We start from the raw sequence: 23310 nt of genomic DNA, 5'->3' as shown, positions 1-23310 counted from the left end.
GGTTACAATTCGATCGGCAGTGAATGTGTCAGAATAATATCAGAGGTGGTAACTTTGGCTGAGTAGGCAAGCAATATGATACCGGCCATATGCGCGTCGCGGACCGTCGTGCCATAGACGGGATCAATCTCGTCGGCCGGGGTGAAACTCACGGCCTGGTGGTGCTGTACGACGTAGAGCATGTAGCCCTGTTTGCCGTGCGCTTGCAGTTCCATCAATTCGTGGAGGTGCCGAGTGCCGCGTTCGGTAACGCTGTCAGGGAACAGCGCCACGCCGTTCTCGACCAGCGACACATTCTTGACTTCGACAAACGCTTCGTCTTCTCCCAAGGCGAAGTCGAGTCGCGATCCGCCGGGGAGTTTGACTTCACGGCGGAATTTGCCGAAGTGTTCCAATTCGGGAATCGCGCGGTTCGTCAACGCTTCGGCAACTAGCCCATTGGGCAGATGAGTGTTGATGCCAACCCAGCGGCCCGCGATCTCCACCAGCTCCCAAGTATAGGGTATTTTGCGCGTGGGCGAATCCGAATAACTGACCATGACGGGCGCACCGACGATGCACACGCCTTTCATGCTGCCCGTGTTCGGCGTGACTGCTGTGATTTCGCGCCCGTCGTCCAGCAAGACATCCGCAAAGAAGCGCTTGTAGCGGCGCAGGAGCGTCCCACGTACGAGCGGCGACGGCAGTTTCACTGAGTGTTACAGGCCGGAAAGCGCGGACTGTATCGCGCCAATAAGTTCCGCACGCGCCATCGTCACCTGCTGCTGCGACCGCAGGTTCTTCAACGAAACCTCGCCGCGCGCGCGCTCGTCAGGACCGCAGACGACGACAAACGGGATGCGCTGCTGATCGGCGTAGGCAAACTGCTTCTTCATCCGATCCTGGTCATACCAGATTTCGACTCGCAGTCCGGTGCGGCGCAATTCGGCGGCAATCTCGAGATTTGCATTTACACCCGCGTCATCGAATCGCGCCACGAGCACCTGAGTTTCCGAAGGCTCCGGCGTGAAGCGTTCAAGCTGAGTCAACGCGGTTTGAATACGATCAAGTCCGATTGTCGTTCCCGTCGCGGGCACGCTGTCTTTCGAGAATGTCGCCACCAATCCGTCATAACGACCGCCGCCGGTCAGCGATCCAAGATGCGGCAGCGCGGGCAAAACCGTTTCAAAGATCGGACCCGTGTAGTAGTCCAAGCCACGGGCCAGTGTAGCATCGAATGACAGCCGCCCCGCGGCGACGCCAAGTTCACAGGCCGCGTGGAAAACCGTTTCGACCTCCAACAAGCCTGTTTGCGCTGCGTCGTTGGCCGCGACGAGTCGGCGCGCTGCTGGAAAATCCGGCGCAGTCCCACCCGCAGCCATAAGTTCCGTGACCCGCGTCCGCGCATCGGCGGCCGGAATACCGTTCTTGCGAAATTCTTCTTCGACGCCGTCCCAACCGATCTTGTCGAGCTTATCCAAGCAGCGGCAGAAGGCCGTGAAGTGCGCTTCATCACCGGTGATTACGGCGGCAAGACCGGCAAGAAACTTTCGCGAAGAGAGTCGAATCCGAAAATCCCCGAAACCCAAGTCGCGCAGCACTTCATGCGTGAGCGCGAGGATCTCGGCATCCGCCAACGGCGACGCTGTGCCCAGAATGTCCGCGTCGCATTGCACAAACTCGCGATAGCGGCCCTGCCGCGGCTGCGGACGGTCGGCACGCCAGACCGGTTGGATCTGATAGCGTTTGAACGGTCGCGGCAATTCGGCGTACTGCGCAACGACTCGCGCCAGCGGCACCGTCAGGTCGTAGCGCAGCGCAATGGCGCTCTCGGCGGTATCCTCGGCATCCCCCCGGGCGCGACGAATCTCATAGATGAGCTTGTCATTCTCTTCGGATTTCCCGGTAAGAATCTCCAAATACTCAATCGCCGGCGTCTCCAACGGCTGAAAACCGTAGCGCCGGTAGGCATCTTCGATGACGCGCACAATCCGCCTACGAGGGATAAGCTCGGATGGCAGGAAGTCGCGTGTTCCGCGAAATGTCCGGGGCTCCAGACGCGTCAAAATCTAAACCTTTGTAAAAAATTAAATAAGGGCTCCTCCCGGAGCCCTGAAACCTGTTCTGACAGCGCCTCAGCAGCTCAATCCGGCTCGCCTAAGCTATTAATATCAGAGTTTTTAGGCGCAAAATCAAGAATGTACTGAGGTGCCACCCGATAGCGGCGGCCACGACGGTCGCCATGGCGCTCTAAAACTCCGGCATCGGCCAGCGCACGCAGCCGCGTCCGGACTGTGGCTTCCGAGCTTTCGAGCCGACTCGCCGCATTGACAGTCGTGAACCAGTGGCCCGGTGCCAATTGGAGGTAACTAACGATATGCTGTGAAGGTCGGCCGAGTACGTTGGCAACATCCGTGCTCAGCAGTTCGACGTTGAGCGGAGCGGCAATCGGCGCAGGACTGGCCACCTTCTTGAGCATCGGGAAGTGAGCTTCGTCCAGCAATTCATCCTGCGCATGAATGAAGGCATGCTCGATCGCGTGCTTGAGCTGGCGTACGTTGCCTTTCCACGGGAAATTGAGCAACGTGCTGCGCGCCGCCGACGTGAAGCCGCGCGGCCATGCCCGGCCGTATTGCAGGCGAAGTTGATTCATGAAATGCGCCGCCAATAGCAGCACGTCCTCTCCGCGCCGACGTAACGGCGGCGCGGACAGCTCCACGACGACCAACCGATAGTATAAGTCCTCACGAAATGCGCCGCGCTCGACCATCTCCATCAGGTTGCGATGAGTGGCGCTGATGATGCGCACGTCAACCGATTGCGTCTGCGCGGATCCGATGCGCTGGATCTCCCCTTGATCGAGCAGCCGGAGCAGCGCCGATTGTCCGACCTCCGAGAGATCGGCAACTTCATCCAAAAACAGCGTACCACCGTGGGCGGCCTCGACCTTGCCCTTCCGTCCGCGCGGGGCAGCCCCTGTGAACGAATGGGGCTCGTGTCCGAAAAGCTCAGCCAAAGTCAATTGCGGCGTGAGGGCGCCGCAGTTAACGACAACGTAAGGTTTGGCGCGCCGAGCCGAGTGCTCGTGAATGAACCGCGCAATAACGTCTTTGCCAGTGCCGGTCTCGCCAGAAATCAGAACCCGCGCAGGAGTGGCGGCCAGCAACAGCGCTCGTGACATGATGTCGCGCAACTCGGGAGAATTGCCAATGATGCCGGACTGCTGCAGCGCTTGGTCCAACAGAACTTCAGGTGAATCCGGTAACTCGCGGTAGGCATCCAGCGCCGTGAGACCGGCTGGAAAAAGTCGGCGCAACAACCGATGCTCCGCGCCGGAGTCGGCCAGCGGCAATGTCGCCGATCCCTTCCACGTCGCCAGAAAGTCCGTCAGACTGCGGGTGACGTCTCCGTCCGCTGACTCCTCGGCCGGCGTATCAGCCAGCGAACGGGCCAGTCGCGTGAGACGCGACGCGATCTCGGCGCGTATAGCGCTGGCGAGGTCAGGCAAAGAGCCCGGTGAGTTCAAAGGCGTCGACATCCACAAGACCCATGTCGGTTAATTTTAAACTCGGAATGACCGGCAAGGCCAAGAAAGAAAGCGCCATAAATGGCGACGAAAGTTTGCACCCGAGTTCGCGAGCCGCATGATGCAGCGCTTCCAGGGCCGGTGTGATCTCGGCCGCGCTCTGGGTGGACATTAGTCCGGCGACCGGCAATGCCAGTTGCGCCAGAATCTGTCCACGGTTGACTACAACCCAGCCACCGCCCAATTCCGCCAACGTGCGCGCGGCCAAGAGCATGTCGTCATCGCTCATCCCCGCGCAAATTAGATTGTGCGAATCATGCGCAACCGTTGACGCCAAGGCGCCGCTCTGCAATCCGAATCCGCGCGCGAAGCCCTTGCCAATCGCGCCGCCGCGACCGTGACGTTCGATCACGACCAGCTTGGCGATATCCTGCGTTACATCGGCCTGCAATTCTGCGTTCACCACGGGGAGCTGCGCCGTGGACCGCCGTGTGACAATCTGATCGGGAATAAGGTCAATCACGTGCACGGCAGCCGTGCCGGGAACGGCGAACGAAGCGTGGGACAGCGAGGGCACGTGCACCGTGCCGGTCGCGCGCTTGGAGTCATAACGGGCAATACTGGCGAGCAGTTCGCCCTCGCGGGCGACTTCCTGACCGCGATGCCAGACACGTAACGGACGAAACTGCCGCAAGTCTTCAAACAACACAAGATCGGCGTACCGACCGGGCGTAATCGCGCCGGTGTTGCGGACGTCAAAGATGCGGGCGGTGTTCGTGCTGGCCATCGCCACGGCCATGATTGGATCGAGTCCTAAGCTGACCGCCTTGCGCAACGTGGCATTCAAGTGGCCCTCAAGCAGCAATTCATCAGCGTGCCGGTCATCGGAGACAAACGCAAACATGTGCGCGGTCTCCGGACGCACCAGCGGAAGCAGCGCCTGCATGTTCTTGGCCGTCGAGCCTTCGCGAATGAAGACGGCCATGCCGCGCCGCAGCTTCTCATGCGCTTCTTCAAGCTGAGTGCTTTCGTGATCCGTCCCGATCCCGGCGGCGGCGTAAGCGTTCAACCACTTGCCGCGCACGCCCGGCGCATGCCCGTCAACCGGTCGTCCCGCGCCAAGCTCCACCTTTTTCAATACGTCTTCGAAGCCCAATACCACACCGGGGAAATTCATCACTTCGGCGATCCCTCGCACCCGCGGATGCGCCAGAAAGGGCGCCATATCGGACGCCTGCATCGCTGCGCCTGCCGTTTCCATGTGCGTCGCGGGCACGCACGACGGGATCATCACCCAGACGTTCAGCGGCAGGCCTTCAGAGCTGTCGAGCATGAACTGAATCCCGGCTCCGCCGAGAACATTGGCGATCTCGTGCGGATCACAAAACACACCGCCCGTACCCAATGGCACCACCGCACGCGCGAACTCAGGCGGAGTGAGGAGCGTGGACTCGATGTGAATATGACCATCGAGCAGCGCGGGCGCCAAGAAGCGACCACCCAAATCAATCGTCTCGTGCGCCGAGTAATCGCCAAGTCCGGCGATGCGGCCCTCGAAAATCGCGACGCTCACGTCCTCGATCTCGTGCGAAATCGTGTTTACCACGCGCACGTTGCGCAACAGGATGTCCGCCGGCTGGTCTCCGCGCGCGACGGCTAACAATCGTTGTTTGGCGGTCAGCTCAAGCATCGCTACTCTCGTTAGAACAGGACAATCTTGTGGCGCAGGCCCACCGTGCGCAGATGGTACGACAGCGAGTCCACTTCCGTGAGCGTCGCGTTGAGTTTGCGATAGAACTCATCATCGTTCATCAACAACCCTATCGAACTCTGATCGGAATTCAGGTTGGAAACGAGCGTTCGCACTTCGCCTGCTACGCCGGTCAGCTCGGACAAGGCGCTATCCACGCGCGCCATCGTGCCATCCGACCGTCCGTTCAATGACTCGGCCAGCTCACGCGCGGCGGCCATGGCCGCTCGCAGATCGCGCAAAGAGGCCTCGAGCGCCTGTCGGTTGTCGCGCAAAAGCTCATTGCTCTGTTCGGCGACGCCGGCCGCGCCGCTCATGAGCCGCGATAGATTCGCCTGATTGGCCGTGTCACCCATGATCGCATGCGCGTCAAGCAAGACGGAATCGAGACGGTTCAGCGTCACTTCAATGCGGCCCGTGAAATCCTGCAGTTTGATCATGACCGCGGCCATGCCCTGCGGATCAGAGCCTTTCAGGTCAACGTAATTCGTCAGCCGTTGCAGCGATGTGCCCGTATACAAACTGAGCACCTGACCAGCCATCACCGTGGGCGATTCGATGGTGGCCAGATAATCGGTGAACAGGATCACGTCGTCGTCGAGTTTGGCGGTCACACGCACATAACCCTGCTGAAAGTCAATGTGCTTCACGCGGCCCTTGACCACGCCGTTAGCCAGCACGTTTGCGCCCACCTCCAATCCGCCGGTGTTCGTAAAGAGTACGGAAATTTCGTAGCGCTTCGCGTTAAGGCGGTAGCCCTTGCCCCACATGATGCCGCCAATAATTATGGCAATAGACATCAGCACGGCAATGCCGACCTTCAATTCAAGCTTCATTTGGTTAGCCGCGGTAAACGACTGGTGTGGTTGCGGGGAGGTCCTGACATGAGACACGCACGCCGCGCTCGACCATTTCATCGAGCGCCATGCGATCCCAATTGGACAGATAGACGTAAGGCAGCAGCTCATCACTGCCCTCACGGAAGTGCAGGCCGCCGATGTGCACGGTCTTCAAAGTCACGCCTTTGTGAATCAGCTTGAGAACGTCACCGGGGCTTTCAAGCACCAGCATGGATTTTGACGACGCAAAGTCGCCCGAACTCAACCCCGCGACGGCGCCGTCGAGATCAAGAATGTCCACGCGAATATCCGCGGACACTCCGGCGCGCAGCGCTGCGCATAGCGCTTTGTCCGAGATCAGCCGGTCGTTGGCCACGATCAGCCGGTCGAGTGCCAGCGCGGCGACCCAACCGACGACGACCTGGCCATGCAGCAAACGATCGTCAACCCGAACGATGGGGAATTCGTTCTTCTTGTTCTTCCACGGGAGAGATATCATGCGGGCAAGCGAACCTGAACGCCGCGCACGCCGTCACGTTCGACGGTCTGCGCCAGCTCAGTGAGGGAGAGTTTTTCGCGTTTAGTGAAGAAGGAGAGCAGCATGGGAAGATTCACGCCGGACACCATGGCGGTGTTCGCCGTGTCGTCGGTCAGCGCGCAGCACGCCATGAACGGTGAACCGCCGCACAGATCAACGAGGATCAGCGTGGGTTCGCCGGACAGATTTTCGCGCACGCCGGACTGAATCTGATCCAGAGACAATCCTGAGTTCGAGAGCACCGTCACGCCGCTTTGCGGTCCCAAAACCGAAGCTGCGGCCTCGTACAGCGACTGGCCTAACGAACCATGAGTGACAATTATTACGCGGATCATGACCGCTCCTACTCGAAATCTTTCTCGAGATAGGATTGCAGGACGGTCTTGTTTTCCATAACTTGCGAGAGTGCGCGGCTGAATTCTTTGGCGGGATGAAATCCGTATATCTTTAGGTGCAAGTTCAGCGCGATGGCTTCGGCGATGACCGTAATATTCTTCCCGGGGAAGATGGGCAGTATCACGTGCGGTATCTTCACGCCAAGATATTCCTTGTACTGCTCGTCCAGCCCGATCCGTTCGTAGTCAGCGTCGGCGCGCCAATCCACAAGTTCCACTTCTGTCTCGACGCGCTTCTGCTGACGAATCGCGCGCACGCCAAACATGCGGCCCACGTCAATGATCCCGATACCGCGGATCTCCATGTAGTGGCGCAGATATTCGCGGCCCGTTCCCATCATCACATTCTCGGCGGTGCGCGTCAACGTCACCATGTCGTCCGCGACGAGCCGGTGCCCGCGCTCAACCAAGTCGAGCGAGACTTCGGACTTGCCAATTCCACTGCGGCCCGTGAACAGCAGACCAGTGCCGTAGACGTCCACGAGCGAAGCGTGAATCGTCGTGGAGGGCGCAAACTTGTGGTCGAGATAGTCCGACAGCAGATGTGTCAGTTCCGTCGTCGTCAGCGGCGTCGTGAAAATCGCCACCGCCGACGCATCCGCCGCCTGCATCAATTCGAGCGGAAGCGGATTGTCGTTCGTAACGATCAGACAGGGGATTTCAAAATTGAAGAGCCTGGCCAGCGATTGCCGACGTTCATGGTCTGACAAGCTGGCCAGGTACTTCATTTCCGTATTCCCGAGCACTTGCACCCGGTCATACGTAAACAGTTCGAGGAACCCGGCCAGCGCCAGGCCGGGACGGTGCAGTTCCTTTTGCGATATCTCGCGCGTCAAGCCGCGCGGACTATTGCGCAGCTTGAGACTCAGTCGCGACTGATTCTCTTGATAAAAGGCGCTTACGGCCAGTCGCTCTATCATAATCGGTCCGGTCTAATACCGGGTTTGGAGCTTGTCCTTGTGCTTCTTGACCTGGCCTTCAAGTTTGTCCACGGCCAGCACGGTGGACTTGCGAAAATCTTCGGTGATCGCCGAAGCGTTCAACACCACGCCGTCGAGGCTGATATGAACGTGCGCTTTCTTCTCCTGTTTGTTGAAACTGAACTCGATTTCGCAGTGCAGAATGTCGTCCGCGAACTTGAGCAGACGCTGGGCTTCATTTTCGGCAAACTCTTGCAAGGAATCCGTGGCATTGAAGTGTACTGCGGTGATCTGGGTTCTCATGACTCCGTCCTTTGCGGCGGTTGCGATTCCGCCGGGGTTTCAAGTGGTGGCTCCCCAGCGTGCGGGTGAGCCTGCTGATAGGCGTCGCGCAAGCGCTGAGCGGTGACATGCGTATAGCGCTCAGTTGTGCTCACAGATGCATGACCAAGCAATTCTTGTACCGCGCGCAGATCCGCACCGCGCGCCAACAAATGCGTCGCAAAGCTATGGCGAAGTTTATGCGGACTGGCCTCGCCCATCCAGGCCCCCAACCGCTGTTTCACGATTCGCGCAGCCCGAAAACGGGTCAAGGGCTTGCCTCGGTCCGAAAGCCACATCGGTTCGGCCGGGTGCGACGGAAAGGTCTCACCACGAGCCGATAGGTAGTCTTGCAGCGCCGACACTGCCGCTTTCGAGAGCGGCACCACGCGCTCCTTGTTGCCTTTTCCCAGCACCCGTACCGTCCCCAGGGGCAGGTCGAGGTGGTCAATATCCAACGCCAACGCCTCGGAGATGCGCAATCCACCGCCGTACAGGACTTCCAGCAGCGCACGATCGCGAACGACCGGCCAACCGCTCCCGAGGCTGTCTAACACATCTGCCAGCGTTCGTTCCGTAAAGACGTGCGGCAACGGTTTCTTGACGCGAGGAGGATCTATCAGCGCTATCGGATTGCCCTCTAACAGCCCAAGGCCTCGGAGGAACTTCGAGAAATCGCTCAACACCGCGCGTTTGCGTTGCAGGCTGCTTGCGGTCAGGTCCTGCTCCGCCCACGCGTACATGACATCCCGCAGCGACTCATAGCGCCAATCCGAAACAGATAGCTCCCGTCCGATTTGAAGATGCAATCGGTCGAGCGCCTGCATCAAATCGCGCCGGTAGGCCGCCTGAGTATGCACAGAACGGCGCCGCACACGCAAGGCGTCCAAGTAGTCCGCAGCTAAAGCCGCGAGCGCTATGGCTTGGCCGCCGGGGTGATCTCGATTTTGTGTTTGCACTTCGGGCATTGGCGGATGGAACCGGCCTTAAGGTTCTTCTCCTCCATGTAGCTGTTGCCGCACTCAGGGCACTTTTCGGCCACCGGTTTGTTCCAGCTCACGAAGTCGCAATTGGGGTAATTCGAGCAGCCGTAGAAGACCTTGCCGCGCTTAGAACGACGCACGCTGACCTTGCCGCCGCAGCCCTCCCGCGGACAGTCAATCGCATTGGGATCGGGCATCGGTTGAATCGTCTTGCATTCCGGGTAGCCCGTGCAGCCCAAAAACCAACCGTAGCGGCTCTTCTTCGGAGCCATCGGCTTGCCGCATTTCGGGCAGTCCGTGGCCGGGAAGTCCGGCACCTTTTCAGCTTCGAGCGGTTCGGTGTAGCGGCACTCAGGGTAATTTGTGCAGGCGATAAACTTGCCGGCACGGCCCCACTTGATCACCAGATCGCCGCCGCAATCGGGGCACGGCTTCTCAATCGTCTCTTGGATCGCCTTCTTAAGCTCCTGACGATTCTCGTTGACTCGCGCGAGGTCAACGGCAAACGGCGTATAGAAGTCCTTCACGACCTTCTGCCAAGCAACCTTGTCGTTTTCTATCGAGTCAAGCTCTTCTTCCATCTGCGCCGTGAAGGACACGTTAAAGATATCCGGGAATTGCTCAACCAGCACTTTGTTTACAGCCTCGCCAAGATCGGTCGGCTGAAAGCGGCGCTGCTCGTCCGTGATATACTTGCGCTTGACCAGCACAGAGATGATCTGCGCATAGGTACTCGGTCGCCCGATGCCCAATTCGTCGAGCGTCTTGACAAGCGAACCGGCATTGTAGCGCGGGGGCGGCTCAGTGAAGTGCTGGGTGGGCGTGACATTTTGGGCCGAGTACTTTTTCCCGACCTTCAGCTCCGGCAGCTCATTGGTCAAATCAGACTCAAGCTGTTCGCGGGCATCGCGCGGCGAGTCGTCGGCAACTTCGGCCAGGATTTGCAAGTGCCCGGGAAACAACAAACGGCGGCCACCCGCACGAAACTCGTAATCTCCCACTGTGAGCGTCGCCGTCGTGACCTCAAAGCGCGCATCCTCCGTCTGCGAGGCGACATAGCGCTTCCAGATCAATTCATAGAGCTTGAACTGCTCCGGCTTGAGATGCTTCCTGACCGAACCGGGATCGCGAGTTACATCGGTCGGGCGAATCGCCTCGTGCGCGTCCTGCGCTGAGTTCTTCGTCTTGTAGAACCGCGCAGTCTTGGGCAAGTACTCTTCGCCGTATCGTTCACCGATAAATTCTCGTAACGTCCCCAGCGCTTCAGGCGCGACACGAACGGAGTCGGTACGCATATAGGTGATTAGACCGACGGAGCCGTCCTTGCCAAGCTCAATGCCTTCATAGAGCTGTTGCGCAGCGGACATCGTCCGATCGTTCGAAAAACCTAAGCGGCGCGCCGCATCCTGCTGCAAAGTCGAGGTCGTATAGGGCGCGGCTGGTGAAGATTTCGAAGGACGGCTCTTAAGGTCCGCGAGTTGGAACTCTTTCCCCGCGCAGTCCTTTACAATGCTCTTGGCCGTCTTCTCGTCGCCAATTTCCGCCTTCTTGCCTGCGATCTTGGAGAGCTTGGCTTCAAAGCTCTCCTGCTTATTGGCGGACAGCAGCGCCGCGATGGTCCAATATTCCTGCGGCGTGAAGGCGCGAATCTCCTCTTCGCGCTCGCAAATCAAGCGGAGCGCGACCGATTGGACACGGCCTGCGGACGTTCCACGTGCAACAATTTTCTGAAGCAGCGGTGAAACTAAATAGCCCACCAAACGGTCAAGCACACGCCGCGCCTGCTGCGCGTCCACCTTGGTGTCGTCAATGGCACCGGGCATCGCGAGCGCGCGTTTCACGGCGTCCCGCGTGATTTCGTTGAAGAGCACGCGATGCACCTTGTGATGATGCTCAGCGCCGATCTCATGCGCGATATGGAAAGCGATGGCTTCGCCCTCGCGGTCAGGGTCGGTGGCGATGAACACTTCGCTCGCATCGCGCGCATTCCGGCGCAGCATCGCGATGACGTCTTCTTTGCCCACTATCGTCACGTACTCGGGCGCAAAGTTCTTTTTGAGATCCACACCCAGCTTCTTCTCAGGCAGGTCGCGAACATGACCCACCGACGCCGCTACTGCGAATTCACGGCCAAGATAGCCTGACAGCGTGCGCGCCTTGGCGGGCGATTCGACGATGACAAACTTCCGGCCAACGCTGGACACGGAATCGAAGTCCGCGCCGCCGCGTGTGCTGCGCCGCGCAGCGCTTTTAGCAGCGCTCTTGGCCGGCGTCTTGGCCGCGCTCTTCTTGCTGGCCGCAGTCTTGGCCGTCGTCGTCTTCGCGGCCGTTTTCTTGGCCGGAGCGGACTTCTTTTTCGGCGCAGACTTGGCGCGAGCGGTCTTTTTGGTCGTCTTTTTGGGCATGCCTGTTAGAAAGCAAAAGCTTTAAGCGCGGGCTCAAAGCTTTAAGTTAGCGAAAGGGATTACAGCCGTTGTGAAGCGGCTAAAAACATGAAAATGGGTAAGATTCCGTACCGTGTTCCGAACGAAACTGCTCAGTGAATCAGCTCCGGCAGAAGACGAGCCGATGCCGCAGGCATCATGCTCTCGCTGGGCAACAGCTCTTTTTCAAACAAATGTGTGGCCACCATCATTTTCATCTCGGACATCTCGGCGGCCGGTGAACCCATCATGACACAACGTTCAATCAGCTCCTCGACATCGGCATGCGACAACACGCCCAATCGCAGCAATTGCAACACGTGGCCTAACGCTTCGCGGCTGATGAATTGCGATTCCATGTCGTGCAGCACACGAAAGGCGTTGGGATTCGCCGGTTCGATAATCTGCGAGCGGTCCCGAGCCCCCATGCCACGCTGATTAAAGACCGAAAAGGCCGTCGTGACCTCACGTCGCGAAAAACCCTGCTTGATCAGGTCCTCGGAAATGCCGTCAATCTCATCCAAATTTACACGGCGGGATTCAATCTCGCCAATTACATACAAAATTATCTCGACTATCCGTTGGTCCATGCAGTGGCCTTCCTTTTACCCCGGGTCAGGGGGACGAGTTCCACGGGCGAGGTTGCCTGCCGCCTAACTTGCGGGCAACAATGGTCTTAAGCAATTCATACCGGACGCGCCTGCATTTTAGCGAAAAAAAGCGCCAAAGGCAAGGGTTCTCAATCGGAAACTTCTTCGGCTGTGCCGTGGCATTTCTTGTACTTCTTCCCGCTCCCGCACGGGCATGGGTCATTTCTACCCACGCGTTCGCCCACCCGGACGGGTTCCTTTTTGCCAGCGGCATCCGGACCTGCGGGCGGTGGGGCTCCTCCCTCGGCATTCGGACGAACCGCCGCCGAGTAGGCCAGGCCGGACGCACTGGCGTGCGAGTAAGTCATAGCGGGTGTGCGGGTTACCGTCGGCTGCGGGGCGGCCTGCGCCGGTGCGGGATTCACCTGCAAGCGGTAGCTGAACATGATGCGCAGCGCGTCCGCGTTGACTTCGTCCAACATCTTCTGAAAGAGCGAAAAACCCTCTTTCTTGTATTCGATGAGCGGATCCTTCTGGCCATAAGCACGCAGACCCACGCCTTCCTTGAGGCCATCCATCGCGTAGAGGTGGTCTTTCCACTTCACGTCCATCACCCGGAGGATAGCTTGCCTCTGCAAGTCACGAAACAGATCCTCGCCCAGAAGCTCGATACGGCGCAAACGCGCCTCTTCAATCCGCTCGTTCATGATAACCGTCTGGTCAGACGGCTTCGCATGGAAGAACGCCTCATCATGTGACAGGTCAACCAAGAACGTGCGCATCACCTCTTCGGTGAAAGCCTCGCGAGCGATGTTTTCACCTTCTCCGTGCTTCTCAAAGAGATAGTCCACGAAGTCACCGAGCATCTCGTTCACAAGAGGCTGCGGGTCTTCGCCCCGAAGGGCAATATTGCGGCGCGAGTAGACAACCGAACGCTGCTGGTTCATCACGTCATCGTATTCAAGCAGGTGCTTACGAATGCCAAAGTTGTAGGCCTCGACGCGCTGCTGCGCACGACCGATGGAACGGGTGATCATTCCGGCCGAGATAACTTCGCCCTCTTTCAAACCGAGCTTGTCCATTACCGCCGCCATGCGGTCGGAACCGAACAGGCGCATCAAGTCGTCTTCAAGAGAAACGTAAAACTGGCTCGTTCCCGGATCGCCCTGGCGACCGGCGCGGCCGCGCAACTGACGGTCAATACGGCGCGACTCATGGCGTTCCGTTCCCAGAATGAAGAGACCGCCCTCGGCTTTGGCCTTGTCGCCCGCGCCGCCCTTCCATTGCACGACGCCCTGACCAAGCTTGATATCCGTGCCGCGACCGGCCATGTTAGTGGCAATCGTCACCGCGCCGAGCTGGCCGGCATTGGCCACGACTTCAGCTTCCTTCTGATGCTGCTTGGCATTCAGCACGTTGTGCGGAATACGGCGCCCCTTCAGCATTCGGGCAATGACTTCGGACACCTCGACCGAGGTCGTACCGACAAGCACCGGTTGGCGGTGTTCATGCAGTTCGGCGATGCGGTCCACGATGGCGTTGTACTTTTCGCGCTTCGTGCGATAGATCAGATCGTCATCGTCCAAGCGCCGGACAGCCTGATGCGTCGGAATGACCATCACTTCGAGCTTATAGATCGAATAGAATTCCGACTCTTCCGTCTCAGCCGTACCGGTCATGCCGGCCAATTTCCCGTATAGGCGGAAGTAGTTCTGCAGGGTGATCGTGGCGATGGTCTGCGTCTCGCGCTCGACTTTCACGCCCTCCTTGGCCTCGATGGCCTGATGCAGGCCGTCCGAGTAGCGGCGGCCCGACAAAATGCGGCCTGTGAACTCGTCCACGATCTGCACCTTGCCGTCCTGCAGCACGTACTCGACGTCCTTCTCGTAGATCGTGTACGCCTTGAGGAGCTGGGCGACGTTCTGAACGCGTTCGGCGCGATGGGCGTAGACTTCCTGCAACTTTGCCTTGGTCTCGGCACGATTTTCCGGAGTCAGCGACTCGTCCGTGTCGAGCTTGGCAAACTCGTCGGCCAAGTCCGGCAAGAGAAACAGGTCCTTGTCGCCGCCGAAATAGCGCGTGAGCTGTTGACGGCCCATCTCGGAAAGATCCGCTTGATGCGACTTCTCGTCAATCGAGAAGTACAGCTCTTCGTCGAGCTTGTGCATCTTCTTGTCGCGCATGTATTCGTTCTCGACGCGCTGGCGAAGCTGCGTGTTCGACGGTTCCTGAAACAGTCTGAGCGTCCGCTTGTGTTTGGGATAGCCGCGCTGGCACATCAGCAACTTCTTGCCGATCTCATACTCGTCGGGCTTGGCCTCTTTCAGCATGGCTTCGATTTCATCGGCGAGCTTGATGATCAATTGCCCCTGCAATCTGACCATTTGCTCGACCGACGGCTTCATTTCCTCAAAGCGCTGCGTCGAGTGTTCGACCGGGCCGGAGATAATGAGCGGCGTCCGCGCTTCGTCAATCAGAACACTGTCCACCTCATCTACGATGGCGAAGTGGTGACCGCGCTGCACGACGTAATCCATGTGCATGGCCATGTTGTCGCGCAGGTAATCAAAGCCGAATTCGTTATTGGTACCGTAGGTGATGTCTTTGGCGTATTCCTGACGACGGCGCGGCGGCGACATGTCGGACGTGATCACGCCGACGCTCAGGCCGAGCATCTCGAAGACCGGGCTCATCCACTCTGAGTCGCGCTGGGCCAAGTAGTCATTGACCGTGACCAAGTGCACGCCCTTCCCGGGCAATGAGTTCAGGTAGAGGGGAAAGGTCGCCACGAGCGTCTTGCCTTCGCCCGTGGCCATTTCCGCGATCTTCCCTTGATGGAGAGCGATACCGCCGATGACCTGCACGTCATAGGGGACCATGTTCCAGGTCATGCGCTGTTCACGCACAAGATACTCGTGTCCGACCAATCGGCGGCAGGCGTTCTTGACCGCTGCGAAGGCCTCGACCATGAGATCATCCACGGTTTCGCCGTCAGTTAGCCGCGCGCGGAATTCATCCGTCTTGGCCCGCAACTGCTCTGCCGTGAGCGCCTGATACTCCTGTTCGAGCTTGTTGATCTCGATCACGAGCGGCAGCACTTTTTTGGCGGCCCGTTGATGTTTGGAACCGAATATCTTTGTGAGAATAAAGTCGAGCATGTTGGGGAAAATGGTCTGATTCCGGATGAATGCCGTTCCGGTTCGGCCAGTGAATATCACAGCATGGGCGGCTTGCGGGCCGCCCACCATATCGTGAGTTGTTACATCCCGATGAATAGCCGGGAGGCCAAGAACTCCGGTAGTCCGGCATCGCGAATCGCCTGGGCCGCCCGCTGAATATCGTAGTTGACACGACACCATTGGAAGTTGCGCGTTTCCGTATCGTATACGACGTAGCCCGCGTGCGGATTGCGGTCCCGCGGCTGGCCGACCGCGCCGACATTGATGATTCGGCGGTTCTCGGAACCGGTGAAGTGCGCCGGAATATGCGAGTGTCCGATGAAGGCTGTACGGCTCGGCGCCATCACGGCGAAATGCATCGCGGCCTCATCTGGATTATGAATGTAGTTCCACGCACCGGGATCCTTAGGCGTGGCGTGAACAAACAGCGCATCTTCGATGGCATGCGTCAACGGCAGGTCCCGCAGCCACTGTTTGTTCGGGTCATCTACCATGGCCAGCGACCAGTCAATGGCCGCGCGGGCGTAGGCATTGAAAAATTGCAGCGGCGTGACGCCGCACAGGGCCGAATCGTGATTTCCCATCACGCAGGCCGTGCACCGAGTCCGCACGAGGTCGCAGCATTCATTGGGATTGGCGCCATAGCCCACGGAGTCACCGAGGCAGACGATCGTGCTTAGCCCGCGCTGTTCACAATCTTCCAGAACGGCTTCGAGGGCCGGGAGGTTCCCGTGAATGTCGCTGATGACGCCTATCTTCATCGAGGTTCAACCGTTTCGAGCTTTTCGCGGCGGGGGTTGTTCTTCTTCAATTCAGCGCAAATCGCGTCCAAAATACCGTTGACGAACCGTCCGCTCTGGCTGGTCGAATACTCTTTGGCCAGTTCGATCGCTTCGTTTATTGTCACTTTGTACGGTATATCATCGAAATACAAGAATTCGGCGACCGCCATACGCAGGATGATCAAGTCAATTATCGCCAGTCGCGCAAGGTCCCATTTCTGCACCGCAGTTCGGATTGAGGTGTCAATCCGGTCGTCGCTCGCGGCCGCAACGGAATCGCAAAGCTTGCGGCAGAAGACCAGATTCTGATCCTCTTTCGCATCCTTTAGCACGTCGTTGAAACAGCGCTCGACGTCGTAGCCGGTCATGCGCGTGGCATAGAGCACACGCAGAGCCCACTCACGGGCGGATCGGCGGCTACGCATCGGCGGACCTATCTAAGTTTAGAGCCAATAGTGGAGACCGAGTTTGTCGTCACGGCGGCCTTCGATTAGATCAAAGAACGCCTTCTGCAAACGACGGGTGTGCGGACCGGCCTTGCCTTCGCCGACCGTGACTTTGTCAACCGACCGGACCGGCGTGATTTCAGCAGCAGTACCGCAGAAGAAAACCTCGTCCGCGATATAGAGCATTTCGCGCGGTATCAGCCCTTCCACAACGGGAATTTCAAGCTCCTGAGCCAATTGCAGCACGCAGGAACGCGTGATACCGGGGAGAACCGAGGCACCAAGTGGCGGCGTGACCATCTTACCATCGCGAATCACAAAGACGTTTTCACCCGAGCCTTCGGAGACGTAACCGGAAGCATCAAGCGCGATGCCTTCCGTGAACCCGAAGTTCGTAGCGTCCACTACCGTGAGGTGCGAATTGGCATAATTGGCCGCGGATTTCGCCAGCGCAGGTAGAGTATTAGGCGCAATGCGGGTCCATGACGAGACCATAACGTCCACGCCTAATTCCAGCGCTTCCGGGCCGAGGTATTTGCCCCAGCGCAGCGGGATGATCACACATTCGGTCGGGCAATCGCGGGGATGGACGCCGAGTGAGTGGTAGCCGCGGTAGAAGAGCGGGCGCAGATAGGCCTCGTCCATGCCGTTGGAAATGACGACCTCGGCGCAGGCGAGCTCAATCTGCTCCGGGGTGAAAGGCACGGGCATGCGGTATATCTTGGCCGAGTCAAAGAGTCGGCGAATGTGCTGCTTCAATCCCCAGATCGTGGTGCCGCGATCGGTCTTATAGGCGCGAATGCCCTCAAAGACCGCGGAACCGTAGTGCAACGCGTGCGTGGCAACGTGCGTGGTAGCGTCTTCCCACTTGATGAGCTTGCCGCTCATCCAGATCTTCAGCGTTTCGTCAAAGCGCGACTTAGCCACCCGCGGCTCCTGTTTTAGGACAGTTTCCATAGTTAGTTACTCAAAAGAGTTCGAGCGATAATAGTGCGTTGTATTTCAGAGGTGCCTTCGTAGATTTCGGTCACCTTCGCATCCCTGAGCATGCGTTCTACCGGGAAATCCTTCAAGAAGCCATTGCCGCCATGCACCTGCACCGCTTCCATTGTCACTTTCATGACGATATCGGATGCATAGAGCTTGGCCATCGCGGCTTCGTGCGTAAACTTGAGTCCCATGTCTTTCTTGCGCGCGGCGCTGAAGTTCAAGAGCCGGGCGGCTTCGGTCAGCATTTCCATGTCGGCGAGCTTGAATTGAATCGCCTGAAAGTCCGCGATCGGATGGCCGAATTGTTCGCGAATCTTGGAATACTTGACCGCCTCTTCGAGCGCGCCCTGCGCCAGACCGATGGCCTGCGCCGCGATCCCGATGCGGCCGCTGTCGAGCGCCGTCATGGCCACCTTGAAGCCATCGCCTTCCTTGCCAATCAGGTTGGCCGCCGGAACACGGCATTCATCGAGAATGATCATGCAGCAGTCCGACGATCGGATGCCCATCTTCTTCTCGTTGGCGCCGCGGCGGAAGCCCGGCGCGTCACCCTCGACAATAAACGCCGAAATGCCTTTGGCCTTCTGCGCCTTGTCGGTGCGCGCCATCACGATGTATGTGTCCGCCATCAATCCGTTTGTGATAAACGCCTTCTCGCCGGTCAGAATATAGTCGTTCCCGTCCTTGACGGCGGACATCGTCAGTCCCGATGCGTCCGAGCCTGCGCCCGGTTCGGTCAAACAAAAAGCTCCCAGGCGCTGGCCTTCGGCGAGCGGCTTCAGGAAACGCGCGTGCTGATCGGGCGTGCCGAATTTCTGCAGCGGGTAGCAGACGAGCGAATTGTTCACCGACACGATCACGCCGACCGCGGGGTCCACGCGCGAGAGTTCTTCGATCACGATGGCATAGGTCACCGTGTCCATGCCCGCGCCGCCCAGCGATTCGGGAGTATTCACACCCATGAAGCCGAGTTCGCCGATCTTCTTGGCAATGGCGGCGGGATATTCGCTCTTATCGTCGCGGTGGGCGACCGTCGGGCGAATCTCCGCTTCGGCGAATTCGCGAATGACCTTCTTTACTTCAAGCTGCTGTTCGGTGAGGAGATGATCCATGGTAATACGAAATTGGAATTAGAATTTGTAAATAGAAACTCGGCTACGCCGACAGTCTAACCGCGGTGCCGGAAGCGCTGACCATCAGCATCGAACCGCCTGAACCGATCACTTCATAGTCGAGGTCCACGGCCAGAACGGCGTTGGCGCCGAGCTGCTTCGCGTTTTCCGTCAATTCTTCGAGCGCGATCTCGCGAGCCTTGCGCAGCTCGTCTTCGTAGGCCGCGCTCCGACCGCCCACGATGTCGCGGATGCCTGCGAACAGGTCTTTGAAGATATTCGCGCCGACAATAGCTTCGCCGGTTACCACACCAAGGTAGGCTTCCACCTTCCGTCCGTCAACATTTTGCGTCGTCGTAACAATCATCGTCGGCAATCCTCAGTTAGCATAGTTATAGAATCCACGTCCCGATTTGCGGCCCAGGAAACCCGCGGCCACATATTTCTTCAGCAGCGGGCAGGAGCGATACTTAGAATCACCGAGGTCACGGTGCAAGACTTCCATGATCGCAAGGCAAACATCCAAACCGATCAGATCGGCCAGCGCCAGCGGGCCCATCGGGTGATTCATGCCGAGCTTCATCACTCCATCAATGGCCTCCGCTTCGCCGACGCCTTCCATCAAACAATAGACGGCTTCGTTGATCATCGGCATTAGAATGCGGTTTGACACGAAGCCCGGGAAGTCATTGACTGTGATCGGCGTCTTGCCCAATGCCTGCGAGAACTCCACGACCGCGGCGTGCGTCGCGTCATCGGTGGCCAGACCACGAATGACCTCGACTAACTGCATCATCGGCACCGGATTCATGAAGTGCATGCCGATAAACTTATTGGCCCGCTTGGTCGCGGCTGCGATCTGCGTAATCGAAATCGTCGAAGTGTTCGACGAGAGTATGGCGCTCGGCTTGGCGATAGCGTCAATTTTGGCGAACAAGTCCTTCTTTACCGTTTCATTTTCAACGATGGCTTCGATGATAATGTCGGCATCCTTGACGTCGTCAATACTCAGCGATCCGTGAATGCGGCCCAGCGTGGCAGCTTTGTCCGCTTCCGATAGCGCGCCTTTGGTCACCTGGCGCGCGAGGTTCTTGTCGATCGTGCCCAACGCCCGATCGAGGTAGTTCTGCTGCGTCTCGATCAAGTGAACGGTGCAGCCCTTTTGGGCGCAAACATGGGCGATACCGTTGCCCATCGTGCCGCCGCCAATGACGGCTACAATCTTGATGCTCATAGTATATAACGTGGTTTTAGAGTTTAAAACAGTTCCACGGCCATTGCGGTGGCTTCACCGCCGCCGTTGCAAATACCGACCACACCGCGCTTGCCGCCGCGATCACGCAGCGCATGAATCAGCGTAACGAGAATGCGACAGCCCGACGATCCAATCGGATGACCCAGAGCCACGGCTCCGCCCCAGACGTTCACTTTGTCCGGACTGACTCCGAGTTCCTTGGTATTATAAATACCGACGACCGCAAACGCTTCGTTCAATTCAAAAAGGTCTACATCTGAGACCTTCCAATCCAGGCGGCGCAGAAGTTTTTGCACCGCGCCGGCAGGAGCCGTCGTGAACCACTCGGGCTGTTGACTGTGGGTGGCGTAACCGGCGATGCGCGCCAGTGGCTTTATGCCACGGCGTTGCGACTCTTCATAGGACATCATGGCCACTGCGGAAGCGCCGTCATCGAGCTTTGAAGCGTTGGCCGCCGTAATCGTGCCGTCCTTCTCGAACGCGGGCTTCAGGCTTCCCATCTTCTCGAAATTCACTTTGCCGGGTTCATCGTCGAGGTCAATGGCGATTTCGCCCTTGCGGTCCTTGATGATCACCGGCACAATCTCGTTCTTGAACTTGCCGTCCTTTTGCGCAGCGATGGCGCGGCGGTAGGATTCAGCGGAAAACTCATCCTGGGCTTCACGTGAAATCTTGTGTTCACGCGCGCACATCTCAGCGCATGAACCCATATGCACGTTGCCGTACGGATCCCACAAACCGTCGGTGATCATCATGTCATTGACCGTCCCGTGCCCCAACCGCAGACCAGCGCGGGCACGATCCAGCAGATACGGTGCAAGTGACATATTCTCCATTCCGCCGGCGAGCATCACCTTCGCATCACCCAGTGTAATCGTCTGCGCCGCGGACATTACCGCGCGCAAACCCGACGAGCAGACCTTGTTCACCGTCCAGGCGGACGTCGTGTGAGGAATTCCCGCGAAAATCGCAGCTTGACGGGCGGGAGCCTGACCAACGCCGCCTTGCAGAACTTGGCCCAAGATGACTTCATCCACCTCTTTGGGGTCGAGGTTTGAGCGCTCAAGATTGGCTTTCAAAACATGCGCGGCGAGCGCCGGGGCGGGAATACCCGCGAATGATCCCATGAACGAGGCGATGGCGGTGCGGGCACCGGACGTGATGACTGGAGTGTGCGGATTCATGAGGGGATTAGGAAGTGATTTTCCGAATGTGATATTGAATTACAAATTAGCCAATTGGTCAAGCGTGCGGTGTTCAAAACGGTAGCCGTCGCTCGCGCTGTGATGCAGATAGCCCAGCTTGTTGCGTGGAGCGTGCACCAGCAGAATGAGGCTGTGGTCAGCGGCGGCGCGAGCGAGAAATTTCTGTTTGGCGGCTTCCAACTCAGACGGGTTCTGGTCGTAGGACATGCCGCTATCGAGCGGTAGCTGCGCCGTCGTCGGCAACACGTCACTGAGGTACAGCAGCTTAGCCTGCTCGGGGTAGCCGATCTGGATCACCATGTGACCGGGCGAATGTCCGCCGCTCCAATGGCACGAAAGCCACGGCAGAATACGGGCGTCGTCGGTCGTGACCAGTTCAAGCGCGTTGACCGCGGCCAGTGGTTCAAAGTCATCGGCGCAATAGCCATCGTCGCCCGTGCCCAGCGCCGCTCTCGCGCCGATCAATTCGCGCTCGTGCACAATCACGCGCGCTTGAGGAAACGTCGGAACGAGTTGTCCACTGTGGCCAACGGTTGTGCAGGCCCCGGCATGATCCCAATGCAAATGCGTCAGAACGACGAGATCAATCTGTTCGCGACGCACGCCAAGCTCTTTGAGCCGGGGCAGGACCTTACGCGGCCAATCAAGATTGTAGTTGCGGCGTTCTGCCAACCGTTCTTTGTCTCCCGTACCGGGATCAATCAGAACCGTCTTGCCTTCCCCACGCACCAGCAGGCTGTTGAAACCGACTTTGATGCGCGGACGATACTTGCTCCGGTCCAGAAGCTCCGCATTGCGGCCCTTGGTGACCTTGACGAATGTCTCGGGGCGCAGTTCAAACAGCCCGTCATCGAGCACGTCAAGACGCAGTAAACCCAACTGGAGCTGCATAACCGGCTTACGCCGCGGCGTCCCACTCCTTCAAGAGCGAACGCGCGATCACGAGGCGTTGAATTTCAGACGTGCCTTCGCCGATTTCCGTTAGCTTATTGTCGCGGAACATGCGCTCGACCGGATACTCACGCACGTAACCGTAGCCGCCGTGCAACTGAATCGCCTGCGACGTTACCCGCGCCGCCATTTCACTGGCAAAGAGCTTGGCCATTGCCGATTCCCGCGAGAAGTCCTCGCCGTCATCCTTGCGGCGCGCCGCGTCGAAGATAAGATGGCGAGCGGCTTCAATGTTGACGAGCATGTCGGCCAGTTTGAATTGAGTCGCCTGAAAATCGGCGATGCGCTGGTCAAAAGCCTTGCGGCCTGTGACATATTTCAGTGTTTCAAGATACGCACCTTCCGCCAAACCCAAAGCCATTGCGCCGATGGAGATACGACCGCCATCGAGCGTGATCAGCATCTGCTTGAAGCCCTCACCGGGCTTGCCCAATAAATTATCTTTGGGAACCTTGACGTCATTGAAGTGCAAAACCACGGTATCAGAGCCGCGCACGCCGAGCTTACGTTCTTTCTTGCCGACCGCGAAACCGTCCCAATCGCGTTCGACGATGAAACAGCTAATACCGCGCGTGCCTTTGTCTTTTTCGGTCAGCGCACTGACGACGTAGGTCTTGGAGTACGAACCGTTCGTGCAGTAAATCTTCGTGCCGTTAAGCAGGTAGTGGTCACCCATGTCCATGCAGGTCGTCTGCGTGGCCCCGGCGTCGCTGCCGGCCTGCGGTTCGGTCAGACCAAAGCCGCCCATATGCTTGCCCGCGCACAGATCGGGCAGATACTTCTTCTTCTGCGCTTCGGTGCCAAACAGGTAGATCGGTCCACAGCCGAGGGAAATATGCGCGGCCAATCCTAACGCCGTCGAGCCGCACACGCGCGCAATCTCGGCAACGGCCAACGCGTAGGACACAGTATCCATACCCGCACCGCCGTACTCGTCGGGATAAGGGATGCCCATCAATCCGAGTTCGCCCATCTCCGCGAAAATTTCTTCGGGGAAGCGCTCGGTTTCATCAATTTCGGCGGCAATCGGTTTGATCTTGGATTGAGCAAAATCGCGCACCATATCGCGCAGCATTTTTTGCTCTTCAGTCAGTGGTAAGCGGTCGCCCAGGCTCATCGGAGTTAC

At 58.5% G+C, this 23310-nt stretch carries 22 protein-coding genes; all 22 read right to left on the bottom strand.

Translation table 11 applies throughout. The features are described from left to right. Positions 1–2: 2 nt before the first annotated feature. A complete protein-coding gene (gene sfsA, locus IPH10_06260) occupies positions 3–692 on the bottom strand; it encodes a DNA/RNA nuclease SfsA (protein ID MBK6910522.1) in 690 nt (229 codons plus the stop codon). A 6-nt stretch (positions 693–698) separates the two neighbouring features. Further along, a complete protein-coding gene (hisS, locus tag IPH10_06255) occupies positions 699–2045 on the bottom strand; it encodes a histidine--tRNA ligase (GenBank protein MBK6910521.1) in 1347 nt (448 codons plus the stop codon). 77 nt (positions 2046–2122) lie between these two features. Continuing rightward, on the bottom strand, positions 2123–3505 hold the full coding sequence (locus IPH10_06250; GenBank protein ID MBK6910520.1) for a sigma 54-interacting transcriptional regulator: 1383 nt from the start codon (positions 3503–3505) through the stop codon (positions 2123–2125). Continuing rightward, positions 3480–5195 carry an adenine deaminase gene (gene ade / locus IPH10_06245; protein MBK6910519.1) on the bottom strand — a complete coding sequence of 572 codons (1716 nt, stop codon included), beginning with the start codon at positions 5193–5195 and terminating at the stop codon, positions 3480–3482. Before ade ends, IPH10_06250 begins: the two co-directional genes overlap by 26 nt. An 11-nt stretch (positions 5196–5206) precedes the next feature. Then, positions 5207–6091 carry an MCE family protein gene (locus IPH10_06240; protein MBK6910518.1) on the bottom strand — a complete coding sequence of 295 codons (885 nt, stop codon included), beginning with the start codon at positions 6089–6091 and terminating at the stop codon, positions 5207–5209. Positions 6092–6095: 4 nt separating this feature from the next. Further along, positions 6096–6593 (bottom strand): PTS sugar transporter subunit IIB, encoded by a 498-nt coding sequence (locus IPH10_06235; GenBank protein ID MBK6910517.1) that lies wholly within the window; start codon positions 6591–6593, stop codon positions 6096–6098. Further along, a complete protein-coding gene (locus IPH10_06230) occupies positions 6590–6967 on the bottom strand; it encodes a hypothetical protein (GenBank protein MBK6910516.1) in 378 nt (125 codons plus the stop codon). The genes IPH10_06235 and IPH10_06230 overlap by 4 nt, the downstream gene beginning before the upstream one ends. Positions 6968–6975: 8 nt before the next feature. After that, positions 6976–7947: an HPr(Ser) kinase/phosphatase gene (gene hprK / locus IPH10_06225; protein MBK6910515.1), complete on the bottom strand. Its 972-nt coding sequence runs from the start codon at positions 7945–7947 to the stop codon at positions 6976–6978. 12 nt (positions 7948–7959) lie between these two features. Beyond that, on the bottom strand, positions 7960–8250 hold the full coding sequence (raiA, locus tag IPH10_06220) for a ribosome-associated translation inhibitor RaiA (protein MBK6910514.1): 291 nt from the start codon (positions 8248–8250) through the stop codon (positions 7960–7962). After that, the gene (locus tag IPH10_06215; protein MBK6910513.1) at positions 8247–9236 is read right to left on the bottom strand and encodes a tyrosine-type recombinase/integrase; all 990 of its coding nucleotides are present in this window, start codon (positions 9234–9236) and stop codon (positions 8247–8249) included. Before IPH10_06215 ends, raiA begins: the two co-directional genes overlap by 4 nt. After that, complete coding sequence (gene topA / locus IPH10_06210) at positions 9185–11656, bottom strand: type I DNA topoisomerase (protein MBK6910512.1); 2472 nt, start codon at positions 11654–11656, stop codon at positions 9185–9187. Before topA ends, IPH10_06215 begins: the two co-directional genes overlap by 52 nt. Positions 11657–11787: 131 nt before the next feature. Continuing rightward, positions 11788–12264 (bottom strand): DUF494 family protein, encoded by a 477-nt coding sequence (locus tag IPH10_06205; GenBank protein MBK6910511.1) that lies wholly within the window; start codon positions 12262–12264, stop codon positions 11788–11790. Between the two features lie 149 nt (positions 12265–12413). Then, positions 12414–15422: a preprotein translocase subunit SecA gene (secA, locus tag IPH10_06200; GenBank protein MBK6910510.1), complete on the bottom strand. Its 3009-nt coding sequence runs from the start codon at positions 15420–15422 to the stop codon at positions 12414–12416. A gap of 101 nt (positions 15423–15523) precedes the next feature. Further along, positions 15524–16204, bottom strand: coding sequence for a metallophosphoesterase family protein (locus IPH10_06195; protein ID MBK6910509.1), 681 nt, complete (start codon positions 16202–16204; stop codon positions 15524–15526). Next, positions 16201–16650 carry a transcription antitermination factor NusB gene (gene nusB, locus IPH10_06190; protein MBK6910508.1) on the bottom strand — a complete coding sequence of 150 codons (450 nt, stop codon included), beginning with the start codon at positions 16648–16650 and terminating at the stop codon, positions 16201–16203. Before nusB ends, IPH10_06195 begins: the two co-directional genes overlap by 4 nt. An 18-nt stretch (positions 16651–16668) precedes the next feature. Beyond that, positions 16669–17628: a branched-chain amino acid transaminase gene (locus IPH10_06185; protein ID MBK6910507.1), complete on the bottom strand. Its 960-nt coding sequence runs from the start codon at positions 17626–17628 to the stop codon at positions 16669–16671. 2 nt (positions 17629–17630) lie between these two features. After that, the gene (locus IPH10_06180) at positions 17631–18773 is read right to left on the bottom strand and encodes an acyl-CoA dehydrogenase family protein (protein ID MBK6910506.1); all 1143 of its coding nucleotides are present in this window, start codon (positions 18771–18773) and stop codon (positions 17631–17633) included. Positions 18774–18816: 43 nt separating this feature from the next. After that, on the bottom strand, positions 18817–19140 hold the full coding sequence (locus IPH10_06175) for a heavy metal-binding domain-containing protein (GenBank protein ID MBK6910505.1): 324 nt from the start codon (positions 19138–19140) through the stop codon (positions 18817–18819). 12 nt (positions 19141–19152) lie between these two features. Then, positions 19153–20007, bottom strand: coding sequence for a 3-hydroxybutyryl-CoA dehydrogenase (locus IPH10_06170; GenBank protein MBK6910504.1), 855 nt, complete (start codon positions 20005–20007; stop codon positions 19153–19155). A gap of 23 nt (positions 20008–20030) precedes the next feature. Continuing rightward, a complete protein-coding gene (locus tag IPH10_06165) occupies positions 20031–21212 on the bottom strand; it encodes a thiolase family protein (protein ID MBK6910503.1) in 1182 nt (393 codons plus the stop codon). A 39-nt stretch (positions 21213–21251) separates the two neighbouring features. Further along, positions 21252–22124, bottom strand: coding sequence for an MBL fold metallo-hydrolase (locus IPH10_06160; protein MBK6910502.1), 873 nt, complete (start codon positions 22122–22124; stop codon positions 21252–21254). Positions 22125–22131: 7 nt separating this feature from the next. Further along, positions 22132–23301, bottom strand: coding sequence for an acyl-CoA dehydrogenase (locus IPH10_06155; GenBank protein MBK6910501.1), 1170 nt, complete (start codon positions 23299–23301; stop codon positions 22132–22134). Positions 23302–23310: the final 9 nt, after the last annotated feature.

This window comes from bacterium (genome assembly GCA_016702305.1).
In the GTDB taxonomy this organism is placed as follows: domain Bacteria; phylum Electryoneota; class RPQS01; order RPQS01; family RPQS01; genus JABWCQ01.
Note: the sequence above shows the minus strand (reverse complement) of the source record. Positions and strands in the feature narration are given on the sequence as shown.

Coding starts and splice junctions, on each gene's coding strand:
- IPH10_06155 (MBK6910501.1), bottom strand. CDS start 23,301: ATGAGCCTGGGCGACCGCTTACCACTGACTGAAGAGCAAAAAATGCTG.
- IPH10_06175 (MBK6910505.1), bottom strand. CDS start 19,140: ATGATTGTTACGACGACGCAAAATGTTGACGGACGGAAGGTGGAAGCC.
- IPH10_06170 (MBK6910504.1), bottom strand. CDS start 20,007: ATGAGCATCAAGATTGTAGCCGTCATTGGCGGCGGCACGATGGGCAAC.
- IPH10_06160 (MBK6910502.1), bottom strand. CDS start 22,124: ATGCAGCTCCAGTTGGGTTTACTGCGTCTTGACGTGCTCGATGACGGG.
- IPH10_06180 (MBK6910506.1), bottom strand. CDS start 18,773: ATGGATCATCTCCTCACCGAACAGCAGCTTGAAGTAAAGAAGGTCATT.
- hprK (MBK6910515.1), bottom strand. CDS start 7,947: ATGATAGAGCGACTGGCCGTAAGCGCCTTTTATCAAGAGAATCAGTCG.
- ade (MBK6910519.1), bottom strand. CDS start 5,195: ATGCTTGAGCTGACCGCCAAACAACGATTGTTAGCCGTCGCGCGCGGA.
- raiA (MBK6910514.1), bottom strand. CDS start 8,250: ATGAGAACCCAGATCACCGCAGTACACTTCAATGCCACGGATTCCTTG.
- IPH10_06235 (MBK6910517.1), bottom strand. CDS start 6,593: ATGATATCTCTCCCGTGGAAGAACAAGAAGAACGAATTCCCCATCGTT.
- IPH10_06165 (MBK6910503.1), bottom strand. CDS start 21,212: ATGAATCCGCACACTCCAGTCATCACGTCCGGTGCCCGCACCGCCATC.
- topA (MBK6910512.1), bottom strand. CDS start 11,656: ATGCCCAAAAAGACGACCAAAAAGACCGCTCGCGCCAAGTCTGCGCCG.
- IPH10_06240 (MBK6910518.1), bottom strand. CDS start 6,091: ATGAAGCTTGAATTGAAGGTCGGCATTGCCGTGCTGATGTCTATTGCC.
- IPH10_06185 (MBK6910507.1), bottom strand. CDS start 17,628: ATGGAAACTGTCCTAAAACAGGAGCCGCGGGTGGCTAAGTCGCGCTTT.
- nusB (MBK6910508.1), bottom strand. CDS start 16,650: ATGCGTAGCCGCCGATCCGCCCGTGAGTGGGCTCTGCGTGTGCTCTAT.
- IPH10_06215 (MBK6910513.1), bottom strand. CDS start 9,236: ATGCCCGAAGTGCAAACACAAAATCGAGATCACCCCGGCGGCCAAGCC.
- secA (MBK6910510.1), bottom strand. CDS start 15,422: ATGCTCGACTTTATTCTCACAAAGATATTCGGTTCCAAACATCAACGG.
- IPH10_06230 (MBK6910516.1), bottom strand. CDS start 6,967: ATGATCCGCGTAATAATTGTCACTCATGGTTCGTTAGGCCAGTCGCTG.
- IPH10_06205 (MBK6910511.1), bottom strand. CDS start 12,264: ATGGACCAACGGATAGTCGAGATAATTTTGTATGTAATTGGCGAGATT.
- IPH10_06195 (MBK6910509.1), bottom strand. CDS start 16,204: ATGAAGATAGGCGTCATCAGCGACATTCACGGGAACCTCCCGGCCCTC.